The organism is Pseudanabaena sp. FACHB-1998, from assembly GCF_014696355.1.
Classification (GTDB): domain Bacteria; phylum Cyanobacteriota; class Cyanobacteriia; order Pseudanabaenales; family Pseudanabaenaceae; genus Pseudanabaena.
Genome location: NZ_JACJQA010000031.1, coordinates 23,549 through 42,042 on the forward strand (window position 1 = coordinate 23,549; position 18,494 = coordinate 42,042).

8 protein-coding genes are annotated in these 18,494 nt (G+C 42.0%); 5 read left to right on the forward strand and 3 right to left on the reverse strand.

Annotated features, from left to right (window positions below):
• Nucleotides 1–43 precede the first annotated feature (43 nt).
• From H6F42_RS13405 to H6F42_RS13415, 3 genes are all read right to left on the reverse strand, one after another.
• Complete coding sequence (locus tag H6F42_RS13405; RefSeq protein WP_190399874.1) at nucleotides 44–1,546, reverse strand: hypothetical protein; 1,503 nt, start codon at nucleotides 1,544–1,546, stop codon at nucleotides 44–46.
• Between the two features lie 690 nt (nucleotides 1,547–2,236).
• Complete coding sequence (serA, locus tag H6F42_RS13410) at nucleotides 2,237–3,820, reverse strand: phosphoglycerate dehydrogenase (protein WP_190399875.1); 1,584 nt, start codon at nucleotides 3,818–3,820, stop codon at nucleotides 2,237–2,239.
• 395 nt (nucleotides 3,821–4,215) lie between these two features.
• Complete coding sequence (locus H6F42_RS13415; protein WP_190399876.1) at nucleotides 4,216–4,857, reverse strand: CHRD domain-containing protein; 642 nt, start codon at nucleotides 4,855–4,857, stop codon at nucleotides 4,216–4,218.
• A 121-nt stretch (nucleotides 4,858–4,978) separates the two neighbouring features.
• Here H6F42_RS13415 and H6F42_RS13420 point away from each other — a divergent pair, with 121 nt between their 5' ends.
• From H6F42_RS13420 to H6F42_RS13440, 5 genes are all read left to right on the forward strand, one after another.
• Nucleotides 4,979–5,752: a sulfite exporter TauE/SafE family protein gene (locus H6F42_RS13420; RefSeq protein WP_242018444.1), complete on the forward strand. Its 774-nt coding sequence runs from the start codon at nucleotides 4,979–4,981 to the stop codon at nucleotides 5,750–5,752.
• A 67-nt stretch (nucleotides 5,753–5,819) separates the two neighbouring features.
• A complete protein-coding gene (locus H6F42_RS13425; protein ID WP_190399877.1) occupies nucleotides 5,820–6,686 on the forward strand; it encodes an alpha/beta hydrolase in 867 nt (288 codons plus the stop codon).
• Nucleotides 6,687–6,745: 59 nt separating this feature from the next.
• Nucleotides 6,746–7,561 (forward strand): creatininase family protein, encoded by an 816-nt coding sequence (locus H6F42_RS13430; protein ID WP_190399878.1) that lies wholly within the window; start codon nucleotides 6,746–6,748, stop codon nucleotides 7,559–7,561.
• A complete protein-coding gene (ruvB, locus tag H6F42_RS13435) occupies nucleotides 7,542–8,810 on the forward strand; it encodes a Holliday junction branch migration DNA helicase RuvB (protein WP_190399879.1) in 1,269 nt (422 codons plus the stop codon). Before H6F42_RS13430 ends, ruvB begins: the two co-directional genes overlap by 20 nt.
• 215 nt (nucleotides 8,811–9,025) lie before the next feature.
• Nucleotides 9,026–18,493 (forward strand): CHAT domain-containing protein, encoded by a 9,468-nt coding sequence (locus H6F42_RS13440; RefSeq protein WP_190399880.1) that lies wholly within the window; start codon nucleotides 9,026–9,028, stop codon nucleotides 18,491–18,493.
• Nucleotide 18,494 lies beyond the last annotated feature (1 nt).

Consider the following 18,494-nt stretch of genomic DNA (forward strand, 5'->3'; position numbering starts at 1 on the left):
GTCTCTATAATTGCTTTTTTAAATATTAAACTTAACTAGAGATTTATGTATCAGTCGGAGGAGCATTGGGAGACATTGGCTTAATATTTTCATTTTTCCTCGAAGAAATTTCTTGAGAATCTTTTTGTTGAGAGTCTTTATTGACAGGAATTTCTTGAGATTTAAGAGCAAGGAAAGTGCCAGAACTAATACCTTGTAAAGTCAATAGATTTACGTCAAATTCAGGCATTTTTAATGTAGTTAGTACACTATATATAAACACTAATCCAAGAACCACAGACCAAATAAAGATTTGATAGCGATGAAGGTTTATTTCGCCACTAGGATTTGTAAGTATATCTGCAAAAAAGTTATTTGATTGCGGTTCAAGCTTATTCATCTCTTTACAAATTGATTTCTTAGCTTCTTCGATGTTTTCGAGTTTAGGAACTTTAGGATCTTTACAGATGTCTATAATAAATTGAAATTCTTCATTATTTATACGAAGCTGGCTAAGTTCTTTAAATTTTTCACCCTCAATGTTTTGGTAAGCTTTTTCTAACAGTTTCTTTTGATTTGATTTATTGGTAATGTATTGGTAAGCTTCATCCAGTTTCTTTAGTTTTAATTTATCGGTTTCGTCTAGTTGTCTATCATTACTAGAATCTATAACACTACCACCAATTGCTGTAGAAGTACTAATACCCAATAGAATCAAACACTGTGCAGGTATCAGATCATTAAAACTACCCGTAGTAGTGAATAGCAATATCCATGTAATTACTATTATATAAAACCACCAAGCTAGCTGAAATCTTCCAAGACTAAATACCCTATTACGTGTAATCCCAGAGCCACGAAGATTATCATGAAATGCTCGAAAAAATAAAACTCCAATCAACGTTATGATTGGCAAAATCATCATCAACATTCGAGAGTTAACAATCTGAATAATGATTTTGTTATCTACTTCTTTGTTGGATTTATCGACTCTTGGTAAACCTTGAGGGCATCCTAAAGTAACTGAAGCTTCTCTTTGAGCTTTCCAAATCGGACCAAGAAGGTTTTTCCATACATTTTTGGAATCTTCATTATAATCAAGCTGAAATAATAACTTCTTAGGTTCTATAAAAACCCCCTGATTATTTTTTAACGAATACCCGTCAATTTGTAAAACAAGTTGACTAGTTATTTTATTTGCTGTTTCAGCATCAATTAATAGTTCGGAAGTAGATTTAGAATTACTATTTCCTTTTGGAGAAACATCTATTTTGTCGATTTTTAAACCTAATACTATTTTATCCCCTAGCATGACTGCTTTGTTTCTCTTTTTTTTGTCCTTTGTTATGACTTCTTCATTATCATGATAATTATTCACACTGGACAAGCTAAATATAACAGGAATATCTGGCTTTCCAGCATTATCTTTTATAGTATTTGGTATCGAACACGGCTCGCTAATTGCTGTTGTAGTTTGAGAAACAATTGGTAAGTTGCAAAATATTGCTAACCCGAATAGAGACAATAATAGAAATGAAATTAATCTTTTAGCCTTAAATCTCATCACGATACTTAACTTTGGTTAATAGTTTTTGTTATCAGTAATCCTTATACAGCAATCTTAAAGCATTTGATAGAAGAGAAAAGGAAACGAAAGCTACTTTTTGTGAGCTTTAGCTTTTCACAATTAATTTAGGATGGCTATATAGTCTTGTAGAATTGATAGCTAAAATTTTATAAACAATTATTATTTAAGTTCACATCTATAAAGGTTGCTAAAAAATAAAGCCAAGATATTTACAAGATTAATGTAGTAAGTATTTTTATCGATAGTTAAAACAAAAATTATAGTGATAGTCAAGTTAATCATCACTATTTTTTAATTATTAAAACATAAAAACAAGCATTTTTAATAAATATATGATCTTTTAGAAAAGAAAAAACTTATATTTCGTTTTACGTTATTTTACTTCGCATGAAAACCCAAAGAAGTTTTTGATAATGCCGCTTTGCCTCTCTATCAAAAACTTCTCTTTACTACTTAAACCCTAACTTTAACTGTTATTACAGTTGAAGAGAGCTACATATCTTAAAAAAGTGTGACAACACCAGTGTTGTCACACTTTCGTAAATTGACATAAAATTTTAAAACCTGTGATGCGCGTACACCACAGGTTTTAAAATTTTATATTTAATTGCGGCTAGCTACTTAGCATTGCTGGACGTTAGTATCAAACATCACAATTTTTGAGTTGGATTATAGCTTGACTACAAAGGCATCAGTTACGCCTTGGATATGCACGATTTCATCGAGCAGTCCGCTAGGTAAGGGATCATCAATATTCAAGACCATGACTGCTTCCCCGCGCACCATGCGACGACCGACTTGCATACTGGCAATGTTGACATTGAAGTTACCAAGCAAAGAACCGATCCGACCGATGATTCCAGGCATATCACGGTGGAGGGTCAGCAACATGTAATGGGTTGGCGCAACGTTGATCGGAAACTCATTGATACTGGTGATCCGAATTTCTGACTTACCAAGCAATGCGCCTGTGACGGACTGTTCTCCTTGACTACCATGAGCAGTCAAATGGATCGAGCCACTGTAATCTTCCACGGAAGGATCGCGAGTTTCAGTAACATGAATACCGCGTTCTTTCGCCTCGATGCTGGCATTAACAAAGTTAACGCGCTCACGCAGGGCAGGAGATAGCAATCCTTTGAGGGCGGCGACGACAATAGGCTGACTTTCGCTATTGGCGATTTCACCTTGGAGTTTGACATTGAGGTTATCGACACGACCACCTGCCAATTGTCCGACCAAGTTGCCCAACATTTCGGCAAGTTGGAGGTATGGCTTGAGTTTTTGCCATACATCAGGACGCAAGCCGGGAATATTAACCGCCGATCGCGCTGGTAAGCCAAGCAAGACATCACGAATTTGCTCAGCAACGTCAACGGCTACATTGGTTTGAGCTTCTTCAGTGGACGCGCCAAGGTGTGGAGTCAAGATTACATTTGCGCCTAGCTCACGCAAACCAGAATCCGCTTCAAGGGGTTCGTTTTCAAATACATCTAGGGCGATTCCTGCGATCTTCCCACTCTTAATTGCTTCCGCGATCGCTACTTCATCAATGATCCCGCCTCTAGCGCAGTTGATGATTCTCACGCCATCTTTCATGATCGCAATGCGATCGGCATTAATCAGATGGGCGGTTTCTTTAGTTTTAGGCAAGTGTAAAGTGATGTAATCAGCTTCACGCAGCAAAATTTCTAGTTCAACTAGATGTACGCCTAATTTTTCAGCACGTTCGGCAGTCAAGAATGGATCGTAGGCAAGGATACGCATTCCTAAGGATTTTGCCACCGTAGCAACGTGAGAACCAATCTTACCTAAGCCAAGAATACCAAGGGTTTTCTTGTAAACTTCAACGCCAGTAAAGCTCTTGCGATCCCACTTACCACCTTTGAGGGATGCATTGGCAGCAGGAATAAAGCGAGACAAAGACATCATCATGGCGAGGGTATGCTCGGCAGCCGCGATGGTGTTACCTTCAGGAGAGTTAACTACCACAATGCCCATACGGGTTGCGGTGGGAACATCTACGTTATCGACCCCAACACCAGCACGACCGATGATTTTGAGGTTTTTGCCAGCTTCGATCGCCTCCTTGGTAAGCTTTGTACCAGAGCGGATCATAATTGCATCATATTCAGGGAGAACTTGGATTAGCTCTTCAGGGCTGAGAGTTGTTTTTACGTCAACGGTGGCGACTTGAGAGAGGATATCGATACCGACTTGATCGATGGGGTCAGAAACGAGAACTTTGGGCATAACGATTAAAAAATGTACCAGTGCCTATAGCGGAAGGTTTGCGGCTACGCTCTAAATCCTAAACGCACTTGAATTAACTCAAAATAAATGCAAGATAAACGCTAGATACAACGCAGCTTAGACACACTAAGACCACAATAATTGCTTACATGAATAATATTAAGGCAAAAATGAGCGATCCTACCTTTCGGCAGAGTTAGACAGATATTGTTTTGTCCATGGTAAAACATTACCTCCTACAGTAACCACAAAGCCAGAAAACTGGTGGAAGCGTTACTAAGTAATGCTTCCACCAGTTTTCTGGCTTTGTGGCTTTCTTGGTTTTGGTTTAATACCAAAACTAAAAATGTCTGCGCCATTTTTAGTTTTGGAAAACCCAATGAAGTACTTTTTGGTTATGTTTGTACTTTTAAAATACCGCGCAATTCACCTGCACGATTAGACTTGGTATGGATATCCACATATAGACCGCCACTATTGAGAGCTTGAAGCTGCTCATCGGTCAGAGTATATTCGCCCTTCACATTACCGCTTACATTATCAGGATTTACTTTTACTTCCAAAGCATACTGGAAAGGTCCATTGGCATTTGCTGCACCTCGATGAATATGTACTCCAGAAGTGATCTTCGGATTGGGAGGGTCTAAAGGATCAGTGGCATAGTCGCGCAAAGGACTGCTTAGGTTATAAAAACCACCACGCACAATGAGCCGATTGCCACGAAGCGCCGCCCCCACTACTCCTGCGGCTGTTGTTGAGACTGGGTTAGGATAAACTTCATCGCCCGACAAGATTGCTGCAAATCTCGTGAAACTGGTGCTTTGGCTAATCAAATTATTTTGAGCAATTAGTTCAGCCTCCGCTTGCTGTTGATAGGTTGCTAAAGTAGTAGAAGTAGCAATCTGCGAATTAATAATTGCCGATGAAAGGTTATGAGATTGGGCGGGTGCATTAGAATTTATCGCAAGTAGGCAGATAGTAAGGCCAAGGACTAAGCCAAATAAAAATTTCTGGTATCTTCTAAACGCCTGAATCATATTTTGTATTTCCTGATTTATTTGGATGGATTTTGCAGTCACTATAATCAGTAGATCCAAAATTTAAATTTGGATTTAATAAATTAAACGTTTTTCATTTCTACATACAAACATACATTTCATGGATCTACAATACTTATTAATTTTTGTGGCAGCCATGTTAGCGGGTGGACTAAATGGAATTGCAGGGGGTGGAAGTTTTATTTTGTTTCCCGCTTTAATGTTTGTGGGCATTCCGCCTATACCTGCGAATGCAACGAACTCGATCGCCTTATTACCGGGGACATTAGCTAGTGCAGGAGCCTATCGCCATGAATTTGCTCAGGACAAACGCGCCTTAGTCAAAGTATGCATTTTGGGAGCGATCGGCGGCTTAATCGGCGCAATTTTACTCTTAAGGACTCCCCCTGAAGTTTTTTTGAGGATTTTACCCTACCTATTGTTAACGGCGACCCTTGCGTTTGCCTTTAGTAAAAAGCTAACGGGATGGGTTGAACAGAAACAATCCCAATTTGCGAATCTAAAATTATGGCGCTCGGTCTTTGTCACCATTTTGCAATTGATTGTGGCGATCTATGGTGGCTTTTTTGGTGGGGGAATGGGGATTTTATTCCTAGCTTCCTTTGCGCTGATGGGGATGACCAATATTAATCGCATGAATGCTTATAAGGTGATGCTGACTAGTTGTATCAACGCGGTGACTGTGATTCCCTTTGTAATTGCGGGGGCAATTCTATGGCAAGAGGGACTCATTGCGGCGATCGGCGCTTCTATTGGTGGTTATATCAGTGCCTACTATGCTCAAAAAATTGCTCCAATTTTTGTACGCCGCTTTGTAATAGGCGTTGGTACGGCGATGACCATCTACTTTTTTATTAAAAGTTGGCTGAGCTAGCTTCTTGTCTTGCGATATGATCGATTTAGCGATCGCATTTTGTCTCTAACCATAGGCTTTTTTCTATATGTCTAGCGTCATCATTCAAGGAGCGAAACACAGCTACAGACTTACATCCCCATCTCCATCAGGGCATAAATCTCCCTTTACGATCGCCTTTTTGCATGGTTGGATGCTCAGCCAAGCCTATTGGCAACCCTTGATTTCGCAATTGCAGTCAGATTTTCCTTGTTTATCCTATGACTTGCGGGGTTTTGGAAGATCACAACTAGGCGATCGCCATGACTATTCGCTAGTGAGCTATGCCAAAGATCTCGAATTACTGCTTGACCATTTGGGGATTGATCGGGTTTGGCTAGTGGGGCATTCGTTAGGCGGCGCGATCGCTTTATGGGCAGCAAATTTGTTAGGCGATCGGGTTTTGGGCGTAGTCTGCTTGAATGCGGGTGGCGGAATTTATATTAAAGAAGAATTTGAAAAGTTTCGTACCGCAGGTAAAATCCTCCTTAAGTTGCGTCCTCAATGGCTCCAAAATCTTTCATTCATTCATCGACAATTTGCCCAAGATAGCGTCCAGAAACCATTAGATTCGAGTTGGGGAAAGCAGAGAGTAATTGATTTTGTTTCGGCTAAGTATGCGGCGGCGCGAGGTACTTTGTTAGATTCTACGAGCGAAGAAGAAGTACATCGATTACCTCAAATTGTCTCGCAGCTCAGACAACCCGTTTATTTTGTGGCGGGAGCCAATGACACAATTATGGAACCTAAGTATGTGCGCCATCTCGCAAGCTTCCATCCATCCTTTAATGGCTATGGCGAAAATGTTTTTGAGCTTCCTAATTGTGGACATTTAGGAATGTTAGAACAAACAGAAATGTTACATAACATTCTCTCAGGTTTATTAGTAGATCCCGTAGCTTCTTCTTGTCTCTAGTATTTTTCATTTTGCCCTAGAGCCAAAGGAAAAATGCTTAGCCCTTAATTCCTAAAATCATGAACTATTTTCCAGCCGATCGCTATTTTGCTTATTTGACATCGCCAGCGATCGCCTCAATGTCTAACAAAGAGAATGTGGTAATTATTCAGCCGATGGGCGCGATCGAGCAGCATGGCGCCCATCTCCCTCTAATTGTGGATGCCGCAATTAGTATCGGAGTTTTGGCAAAAACCCTAGAAAAACTAGATCCTCATATTCCCGCCTATGCCTTGCCTCCTTTGTATTATGGCAAATCCAATGAGCATAGTACCTTTGCAGGTACGATTACGATGAGTAGTCAAACGATGATCGCAGTTTTAAGCGATATCGCGGAAAGTATTTATCGGGCGGGTTTTCGGAAACTTGCTTTCATGAATTCTCACGGCGGACAGCCGCAAATTTTAGAAATAGTCGCTCGCGATCTCCATGAGAAGTATCCTGATTTGATGATTTTTCCTCTCTTTACATGGCGTGTTCCCAATGTGGCGAAACAGCTATTAACTGCAAAGGAATTAGAATTGGGAATTCATGGCGGCGATGGGGAGACAAGTTTAATGTTGGCTCTTTTGCCTGCTCAGGTCGATATGACTAAGGCTGTGACGGAATATCCCTATGGCTTGCCCCAACATAGTATGCTGAGTATGGAAGGGGCCAATCCCTTTGCATGGGTAACTAGGGATTTAAGCCGTAGTGGAGTTTTAGGCGACGCTAAAGCGGCAACTAAGGAAAAGGGAGAAAAAATTCTGGAATCTTTAGTTGATAGTTGGGCGCAATTGATCGAAGATATCTATAAATTTGAGCAACCAAAGGCGTATGGCAATCATCTCCTCTAAACCAAATCCGCAAAATCCTTCACAGATCCAAGATGATAAATCTGAGGACTCAAATTCTCAAAGGAAATTGCCAGAAAATTCTCAAGAGGATGCGCCAAAGGTAACTAATCAAAAAACAACTCAAAAATCAACTCAAAAAACAACGCGCCGCAATACAAAAAAAGATACTTCTCCTGAACTTCAGCAAGCCTTAGATTTATTGCAAGCAGAAGCAACTCCAGAGGAGAAATTAGCCGATCAGCTTGCTAAAAATGAAGCTGTGACTACGAATGTGGATATTAACATTCGTCCTAAAAATCTGGAAGATTACATCGGACAGAAGGATTTAAAAGAACTGCTGCATATTGCGATCGCTGCCGCAAAATCCCGATCATCCGCCTTAGATCATCTCCTGCTCTATGGTCCCCCCGGCTTAGGCAAAACCTCCCTCGCCCTGATCATTGCTCAGGAAATGGGAGTGCAATGCAAAATCACCTCCGCTCCTGCCCTTGAGCGTCCTCGCGATGTGGCGGGATTATTAGTTTCTCTCCAACAGGGAGATATTCTCTTTATTGATGAAATCCATCGCTTGCCCAATGTGACGGAAGAGATTCTTTATCCTGCGATGGAGGACTATCGCCTTGATATCACAATTGGTAAGGGACAGGGAGCCAGAATTCGGAGTGTTCAGTTAAATAAGTTCACCTTGATTGGGGCGACGACCCGAATTGGTTCCTTATCTTCACCGTTACGCGATCGCTTTGGCTTTGTGCAGCATTTCCGTTTCTATGAACAGGATGAACTCACGCAAATTGTGTCCCGTAGTGCGAAGATTCTCAGCACGCCTATCGATGACGCTGGTGCTGAGGCGATCGCTACCCGTTCTAGGGGTACGCCCCGTATCGCCAATCGCCTCTTAAAAAGAGTACGCGATTATGCTGAAGTTAAGGCGAAGGGAGAGCAAATTACTGGGGCGATCGCGGAGTCAGCCCTTGAGTTATTTAATGTAGATCCGAAAGGGCTAGATTGGATTGATCGCAAACTGCTTACGGTTTTAATCGAAAATTTTAATGGGGGTCCTGCGGGGCTAGATACCTTGGCGGCAGCTACGGGTGAAGATGCCCACACTATCGAAGAAGTATATGAGCCATATTTGCTCCAAATTGGCTATATCAATCGCACCCCACGGGGTCGCGTAGCCACAGCCGCCGCTTGGAAGCATCTCGGCTATCCTGTCCAAACAGCGATCACAGGTTTATACCAAAACTAAAACCCAAGAAGTGAGTGGCGGCGCGAAGCGCCGTCACTTACTTCTTGGATTACGCTTTTTGTCTTAATTTGCATGGTAGCTGCTTTAAAATGCTTCTCGCAACATTCGGAAATGATTGGAGATTGCTATACTATTGGCACTACAAAGACACAAAATTCCGAATCGGGGAATCATATAGTATGTTTCTATCGAACCGTAGCGCGAGCAATTCTCTAATGGCTGGTCTTTTGCTAAAAGCTCGGCGATTTGGTGTATTTTCTATCGTTGCTCTCACCTCTACGCTAGTAATGCCCTCGCTAGCGACACAGGCGCAGATTACAACTGACGGTTCGACGGCAACGGAAGTAAAAGGGAATGTTATTGCGCCGACAGGGCAAGGGACTGCCAATGGAGGCAACTTATATAACAGTTTCGATAAGTTTAATGTTCCAAATTCGGGTGTAATCTTTAATACAGGTACTTCCTCTGTTGATGGGGCAAAAGTCAACAATATTATTAATCGGGTAACGGGCGATACCCCCTCTAATATTCTCGGTACAATCGAGAGCCGCCAAGCTTTTCCTAATGCAAATCTTTACCTATTAAATCCTAACGGAATTGTCTTTGGGGTCAATTCACGGTTAGATATCGGAGGTTCCTTTTATGCAAATACAGGAACTAGTTTAAGCTTTGATCAAAATCAAAAATTTAATGTCGATAAAAACTCCCTTAGCTTTCCTAGTGGCGATCCTAAAAGTATCCAGTTTGCAGTAGCCCAACCTGCGGCGATCATCAATCAAGGTAATCTATCGGTCGATGCTGGCAAAAATATTTCCCTAACTGCTGGCACGATCATTAATACAGGAAATTTATCGGCTCCTGCGGGTAATGTGAATGTTGCCGCAGTTGCGGGTAACTCCCAAGTAGAACTGCGATCGCCTGATTTAGTACTTGGCTTAGCGGTAACTAAAAATGCAGTGCCGACAACTTGGAATGGAACTATTAGCGCTTTGCCAAAATTAGCGGAACTCCTGACAGGTAAAGCCGCACAGGCTAATCAAGTAGTGGTAAAGCCCGATGGTAGTATTGCCCTAGTGGCTAGCCCAGCAGTCTCAGATATCGTCGTTAAAGATGGCATGGCGATCGCCTCTGGCACAATTAATGTTTCTTCGAATATCTCTAAGGGCGGGAATGTTGGCATATTTGGCGATCAAGTCGGCTTAGTTAATGCTCAAATTAATGCTTCGGGAGTCACTGGGGGCGGGACAGTTCTCATTGGTGGCAACTTGCAAGGCAAGGGGATTGCGCCCAATGCTTTGCAAACCTATATAGATGCTAGTTCCAATATTTTCGCGAATGGCTTATTAACGGGTGATGGCGGTAAGGTAATTATTTGGAGCGATCGCTCGACGCAGTTTTACGGGGCGATCGCTGCAAGAGGTGGAGACCTCTCAGGGAATGGCGGCTTTGTCGAAGTATCAGGAAAAGAAAATCTCGACTATCGCGGCAATACTGACACTCGCGCACTCAACGGTACAACAGGGACGCTATTACTCGATCCCACAAATATCACAGTTGCCTTTAGCGGTAGTGCTACGTTAAACGATGCATCCGCATTCACTAATACTCCCGGTAGTGTCACTATTAGTAGCAGCTTAATTGATAGTGCCACTTCAAATGTGGTGCTTCAAGCAACTAATGATATTTCCTTTAGTAATCCCATCAATATTGGGAACCTTGCGATCGGGATTACTGCTCAAGCTGGTAATAGCATCACTGTAAATTCCGCTATTACGACCAATGGTGGTAATGTCCGTTTAATTGCTAATGATCCTGCTTTTGCGACGGGGGCAGGAAATATTAGTATTAACGCCCCAATTACAACTAATGGCGGCGCGATCGATGTCCAAATTATTGGCGCAGGACAATTATCTGTCAATGGGAATCTCACATCTAGCACAGGTAACATTAATCTCATTGGTAATAGTACTTCAGCTAATGGCATCAGTCTTGCTGGCTTTAATAATCAAATCTCTAGTAGCTCTGGCACAATTACGATCAATGGTACTACTAGCGCCACCAATGGCAATGGATTGTTTGTATCAGGAACTGGATCTGTAGCAATTACCTCTACTAATGGAACGATTAATCTCTCTGGCAATAGCATAGGAGCTTTGGGTGGTAATGGAATTCTATTCTCTCAAGTTTTCACTGGCAATTCAACCACAGTTCAAACTAATGGCAATATTAACTTCACTGGTAATGTCGCGAATCCCGTCAGTCTTGGTATAAATATTCAATCGCCAGCAGGTGGCAATTTAACCATTAGTAGCGGTTCAGGAAATCTGACATTTACAAGCGATAAAAGCTCATTTCCTAATACGGGTATAGTTGGTACGGGTAATATCACTTTGCAAGCATTCAGCAATAATGCTGCTCTAGTCATTGATGGAAGTACTATCAATGTTTCAGGAAATGCGACCAATGTATTTTTAGATAGTTCTTTCACGGGGCTATTAGGAAGTACAAACACTTTCAATCAAGTCATAATTGGGAATAGTTCTAGTAATAATGCGATCGCTTTAAATAATAATCTTTTTATAGGTACGCCCAACTTTGCGCCGATTTCTATACGAACGGGAAACACCTTTAATGGTGGTGGCTTCGCAATTAATACTTCCCAATCAGCCTTTAATTTAGTCGCAAATCAAGGCATTAACAATCTTGGTGATTTACTTACTGATGGTAAAGATATTACGATTAGTAGTAGTTTAGGAAATATCATTTCCTCAGCTAATACAGTTATTAGCTCTTTTAGTACGGATATAGGCGGCGGCAACATTAGCATTACCGCTAATAATGGCTTATTAAATTTACAAGGTCTAGATTCTGGCACAACTTCAGCATTTCCTAATAATGCTGGCAACATTACTTTAGTTAGTGCTGGTCAAATCTCTTTTGGTAATATTCGTGCTAACAGAGGCAATGCTTCAGGTAACGCAGGTACTTTATCGGTAACTGCTGGCGCAAATTCTAATATTGTCATTACAGGAAATACAGTTAATTTAAGTGCTTTTAATGGCAGTTCCAGTAACCTTACCTTCTCTCGCCCAGTTGTAATTGATAATAGTGCTGCTGGCTCAAGTCTCACGATTGATACTACTGGCACAACCAATGGTTCTGTTACTTTTGCCAATACTATTACTAGTCCTGTCACTTCGGCTTTATCTATTAATACTAATTCGGGTAATGTCACATTTAGCAATGCGATCGCCTCTAACGGTCAATCCCTTGGCGATTTAACGATCGCTTCCACTGGAACCACAAGTTTTGCTAGTACTGTTTTCGCCAATAGCATTACCTCAAATTTGGGCAATACTATCATCAATGCTGATTTAGTTGCGACAGGCGCAAATGGAATTACACTCCGCAACTTTACTGTTAATGGCAATGTGTCATTAGTTGGCGATGAACTTGATTTTAATGGGATTGCTTCAGGTACTGGCAATCTCACACTCAAGCCAGTTACGGTTAGTCAACCCATTGCGATCGGAGGAGCTATTAATACAAATGGCATTCTCGACCTGACAACTACGGATCTTGTTGCTTTTGCTGGGGGTACTTTTAGTTCCCTAACCATTGGTAATCTATTAGGAACTGGCGCAATTACTTTTATTGGAAATACAAGTTTCGCGCAGCCGACGATTGTGCGATCGCCCCTTGGTGCTGGCAACGTCACAATTAACAACAATATTACTGCTACGGGAAGTCTTACCGTAGAATCTGGAACTACAATCTCGATTGCCAATAATGCTCAAATCACTTCGTCAGGCGGAGCTTTAAATGTTGTTCTAAATTCTGATCGCGATGCTAATACTAATATTACTAATAGAGGTAACATTTCCATAGCTTCAGGTAGTTTAATCAATAGTAGTGGCGGAGATATTGTCTTGGGTAGTGGAGCAAACCCTCTTACTATACCCACTATATTTGCTCCCTTTGCTAATTTTAATATCACCGTTAATGGCACAATCGATGCAGCAGGAGGTAATATCACTCTGAATGGTGGTAACTTCTCTAATCTTAGTGGAAATAACATTGGTGTTCAGATTAGTAATGGTGGTCAAATTCTAACTAATGGCACTGGCAATGTTGTAATCACAGGTTTCAGTGGAACTGGTATTTCTGATAATAAGGGAATTGAAATTTTCGGTTCTGGTTCTATCATTCAGGCTTCCAATGGCAACATCACATTAACTGGAGCTACTGGTGGAAATAGTAGCAATACCGACGGGATCAGAATTACCAATAGCGCGATCATCCAAACCACAGGAACAGGTAATCTCAATCTCTCAGGACGAAGTACTGACACAAACTCCAGAGGCAGAGGAATTTTGGTGATTGGGGCGACTTTGGCAGCAATTGGTACTGGCAATATTACCTTAACAGGAACTGGAGGAACAGGTTCTCTTGATAACTTTGGAATTAGTCTCGGCAGTACTGCTGGGGTAACAGGACAAATTATTACTACAAGTGGTTCAATCTCGCTAACTGGAGATAGTCGCAGTACATTCTTCAACAACAATAAGGGTGTACTGTTGGATGGCAATATCACTGTCAGAGCTAATGGTAATGGCAATATCGCCATTACAGGTTTAGGCGGTAATGGTAACTCCAATAATCATGGCGTGGAAATTCGGAATACTGGGACGGTGGTGGAAGCGGCTAATGGCAACATCACCATTACAGGTACTGGCAACGGTACGACTAGCGCTAATAATGGTATTTTGATAACCAATGATGCCCTTATCCGCACTACAGGCTCTGGTAATCTGGATTTGTCTGGCAATAGCAATTCAAATGGCAATACTAGCTCTGGCATCGTAATTAGTCGCGCTATTCTAGATGCGATCGGGACAGGGAATATTACTTTAACTGGCAATAGTGGCACGGGCGCAGCTAGTGTCGGGGTGAGCATTAGTAGCAATTCCACTTTGAATTCAAGTTTGATCCGTACTGCGGATGGATCGATTACGATCATAGGTACGAGCAATGCAGCTACAGGAGATAACAATCAAGGCGTACTTTTAGGCGGCAATGTCACGATTTTTGCAGCTAATAATAATGCTAATTTGACCATTACTGGCACTGGTGGTCTGGGAACAAATAATAACCAAGGTATACGCGTTGATTTAGGAACTTCTACAATTCGGTTAGGTAGCCTTGGTAATCTCTTGTTAACGGGAACGGGCAGAGGTACTGGTATTGGTAATCACGGTATTTTTGTAAGTTCGGGAAATGTAGATGCACTTGGCACTGGCTCTGTCACTTTTACAGGATTTGCTCCCGTTAATAGCTTTGGAATCTTATTGAGCAATGCCAATATTAAGCCCACCAATACAAGCGGTTTACTGAGATTTAGTGCTGATGAAATCGATAGCAATGGTTTAAGTAATATCAGTGGCACAGGTTTGTTATTTATTGAGCCTGTTACTGCTACCCGCAATATTGTAATCGGTGGGATCGCCAACGCTAACGATGGCAATCTCGAAGTTAGTAACGCATTGGTAAACGACTTACAAAATGGATTCTCTCAAATCTTTATTGGTCGTACCGATAGCAGTGGGCTTATTTCTTTAGCTGGAAATGCTACTTTCGCTAGTTCCTTAACTTTGCGATCGCCTCTTAGCACGGGCGCAATTAATACTTCAGGATTTAACTTCCGCAATATTACGGGCGATGTCACCTTCCTCGCCAATCAAAATATCACCGCAGGCAATATTATCGCATCGGGTAATGCCACTTCCCTGACAAGTACTTCAGGCGCGATCGATACTTCCTCAGGGACTATTGACACCAGTGCTGATGGGAATGGTGGCAATATTATTTTTAGCTCAGTTACGGGATTAACTGTTGGTAGTCTCAATACTGCATCCAAGATCACTGGTAATGCTGGAGCGATCGCCTTTGGTAATGGTAACATCACCATCAATGGTTCTAGTATTAATGTTTCTAGTGTTAATGGAACAGTTCCTAATCTTAACTTTGCCTTCCCAGTCATTCTAAATAGCCCTAATTTAACAATTACCGCGACCACAGGAGGAGCTAACGGAGGAGTGAGCTTTGCGAATACCCTTAGCGGTACAACGGCAGGAGTAAATAACCTCACAATTGATGCGGGCACGGGTAATCTCACCTTTAGTGGCGCGGTTGGTTCCAATGCAGTTCCGTTAGGAAATCTGATTGCTAATAGCACTGGACTCACCAGATTTAGTAATACAGTTAGTGCGGCGAGTTTAACGACCAACGCGGGAGGCTCAACGGAAGTTAATGGCAATATCACAACCTTGGGTAATCAAACCTTTAATGACAATGTGATTGTCGGGACAGGGATTACAGATATTACTTTCGACGCTGATTCTAATAGTGACAGTGTTGGTACTTTCAGTAATCTTGGTACAGTCAATGGAACAGGCAAAAATATTTCTATTCGGGCGGCAAGTCTCAATATTGGCGGAGATATTACTGCTGACAAGCTGACTCTGATTCCTTCGATTCCTAATCCGACAATCGCGATCGGATCTAGTGCATCAGGAAATTTTGTTATTTCGGATACTGCCATTCCATTTCTAAAAGCTAACCTCGTAGCGATCGCGGTAAATAATAATGATGTCAATATTGGCACTAATCAAGCCTTTGCCAATGGCACGAGCTTAGAAATTGGCACTGCTGCTTCCCCCGCTAGTTCCATTATTGCGGTTCCCAACTTCACCTTGAACTTTAATGTTAATGGCAACCTAAGCCTTGCCGCTAGTAACATTCAACTAGGCAATACCAACGTTGGCGGGGATCTGACCTTCACAAATCCTCTGACTTTAGGTCAGAGTACGGGTAGCCTTACGGTCAATGGCACTACCAAGTTCTTAATTAATAATCCAGATACTGATATTATTCTCAGACGTGGCAATCTTCTTAAGGGAGGCGTGAGCTTTGCGGGTAGTCAGAGCTTGACTATGCGCGATTTGGATCTAAATAACATTGCCGAAAATTCTTCGATTACGAACTTGCCTACTAACTTCCGCGACTTGGTTTTAACTCTAGAAAATAGCACCATCAATTTATCACAGACCTCGCTAACAGGTAAATTGGAACTGACTGGGCGAGATGTGATAATTGATCAAGATGTAGTGGCGACCGCAGCCAGTTTAAGGGGCGGCAATATTACGATCGCTCGCAACTTTACGACTACTGACAGCAGCTTTTTGGGTTTCTCGCTCGATATTGATAGTAGTGGTACTTTTAGGATTAGCCCCACTTCCAAGATTAATGTTGCAGGTGAATTTTTTGATAGTGGTACTGGCAACAATGCGATCGCGGGCAACATTACGGCTAACTCAGTCTTTTTCAATAGACCAGTTAATCTCGTTGGCGATACGACCATTGTTAGCAGTAATTCCATGCGTTTCTTTAGGAATATCAATGGTGGATTTGCTCTAAATTTAGATGCAAATGGTAATCAGATCTCTCTATCACAGGTGGGTGATATTACACCTCTAAGCAGCTTCGCGATCGCCCCTAGTACTACCCTCACACCCTATTCCAGCTTCTCAGAATCATCTTTTGATAAAGATAATATCAATATCAATGTCACTGGTAATATTTCCCTCGGCAATGTGATCAATGACCGTGATAGCTCCATCACCCTTAGCAGCCAAGGCGCAATTAATATCGGTAACATAAACACTGCGCCAACTACAGGTAATGCGGGCAACGTCACCATCACCGCCCTGCAAAATCTCACTACGGGTAACATTAACGCCAGTGCGATCGCTGCTCTGGGTGGTAATGTGCGGCTTACTAGCAGCAATGGCAGCATTAGTACAGGGGATGTTAATACATCGGGCAGCACAGGCGGCGAGATTTTCTATAACGCAAGTACGGCGATTAATGCAGGTCGGCTTAATGCTTCGGGAAGGGATAAAGCTGGGAATGTCACCCTTGATCCTAGTGGTGATGTAGTTGTTTCCTCTATTGATGCCTCTAGCCTCACCCAAGGCGGCAACGTCACTTTGGTTAGTACAGGGGGCAACCTCAAAATTACGGATACAATTTTAAGTAGCATCACCTCCTCTTGTATTGGCTCTAGTATTTGTACTGTAGGCGGCTTAGGCGGTAGCATCTCACTGCAAACAGGAGGTTTAAATTCTTTTGTGGTGGGTGATGCTACGGTAAATGGTTCTAGGGGCATCTTAAACGCAGGGCTATCAACCCTAAACTTAGGAACTACGATTCCCGTGTTGTTGGGAAGTACATTCACCGAGGGAGGTATCTCTATTTCTCCTGGAGGATTTGCACCCATTATTACGATTAGAATTCCGTCCGATCCCACCTTTGAACCTCCGAAAGTCCCTGAAAAAGTCCTTGTCACAGATCCCATTGAAGAGAAACTATTGGGAATTCGCGATATTGCCAAAAAAGAAGCCGATCGCTATTTAACTGAAGGCAGACTAGACAAAGCCTTTGATGCCATAGAAAGAGCTTATGCCTCTGAGCTAGAGATATTTACGGGGAACGCTGTTGGCAATTCGGGTATCACCATTGAGAAGACCCAAGATTTACTTTCGACTGTGGCTCAACAAACAGGAGATGTTGCGGCTTTGATTTACCCTGTCTTACTGAATAATCGCATTGAAATTTTGGTTATTCCACCTAAAGAAAAAGGTGTTCCCTTCCGGCGCTTTACCCTTGCCGCCAATCAAGAGATCGTGGAAACCGTAGTAAATGATTATCGAAACAATTTGAGAGATGTGGGTTCTAATGACTATTTAGAACAATCTCAAAAACTCTATGATTGGATTATTCGTCCCATCGATAAAGAATTGAAGGCGATGAAGGTCAATACCTTGGTGTTTGTGATGGATGGAGGCTTACGAGTTTCACCTCCTGCGTCTTTACACGATGGTAAGCAATTTTTGATAGAACGCTATGCGATCGCCAACATCCCCTCAATGCGGGTTACTCGTGTCGAAGAGCGCGATCGCAAGGCAACCCGTGTATTAGCGATGGGACTTACGGAATCAGTGGAAGGCTTTAGCGCTTTACCATCGGTGGATATAGAAATTAAAACTATATCCGCAGAGGTCTTAAAAGGTGCTTTCTTCCTCAACAAGGAATTTACCGTCAATAATCTTCAGAACCAAAGACAGCAAGGTATCTATAATATTTTGCACTTAGGAACCCATGCAAAATTTGTCAGTGATACGAATAAAGATTCCTTTATTCAGTTTTGGGATAGTCGCTTACAGTTAAGTCAAATTCCTAAGTTGCGATTTGACAGCCCTGTGATCGATATGCTTACTTTAAGTGCTTGTCAGACTGCGGTTGGCAACAACTTAGGGATTAGCGGACTCGCCGTAGAATCTGGCGCAAGAAGTGTTTTGGCTTCGCTCTGGGAAGTCTCAGATACTGGAACTGCTCCGTTAATGATTAGTTTTTATAATGCTTTCCCTGATGCAGTGAATAAAGCTCAAGCAATGCAAACTGCCCAAATTAATCTGTTATTGGGTAAAGTTAATGTCCGCAATAGTCAAATTACGGGTATTCAAGGTTTCCCAAACATTCCTTTGCCTTCAGGTTCGAGTGACATTGATCTAAGTCATCCTTTCTACTGGTCATCATTTATCCTCGTCGGTAATTGGCTATAAA

Coding starts and splice junctions, on each gene's coding strand:
- serA (WP_190399875.1), bottom strand. CDS start 3,820: ATGCCCAAAGTTCTCGTTTCTGACCCCATCGATCAAGTCGGTATCGAT.
- H6F42_RS13415 (WP_190399876.1), bottom strand. CDS start 4,857: ATGATTCAGGCGTTTAGAAGATACCAGAAATTTTTATTTGGCTTAGTC.
- H6F42_RS13420 (WP_242018444.1), top strand. CDS start 4,979: ATGGATCTACAATACTTATTAATTTTTGTGGCAGCCATGTTAGCGGGT.
- H6F42_RS13425 (WP_190399877.1), top strand. CDS start 5,820: ATGTCTAGCGTCATCATTCAAGGAGCGAAACACAGCTACAGACTTACA.
- H6F42_RS13430 (WP_190399878.1), top strand. CDS start 6,746: ATGAACTATTTTCCAGCCGATCGCTATTTTGCTTATTTGACATCGCCA.
- ruvB (WP_190399879.1), top strand. CDS start 7,542: ATGGCAATCATCTCCTCTAAACCAAATCCGCAAAATCCTTCACAGATC.
- H6F42_RS13440 (WP_190399880.1), top strand. CDS start 9,026: ATGGCTGGTCTTTTGCTAAAAGCTCGGCGATTTGGTGTATTTTCTATC.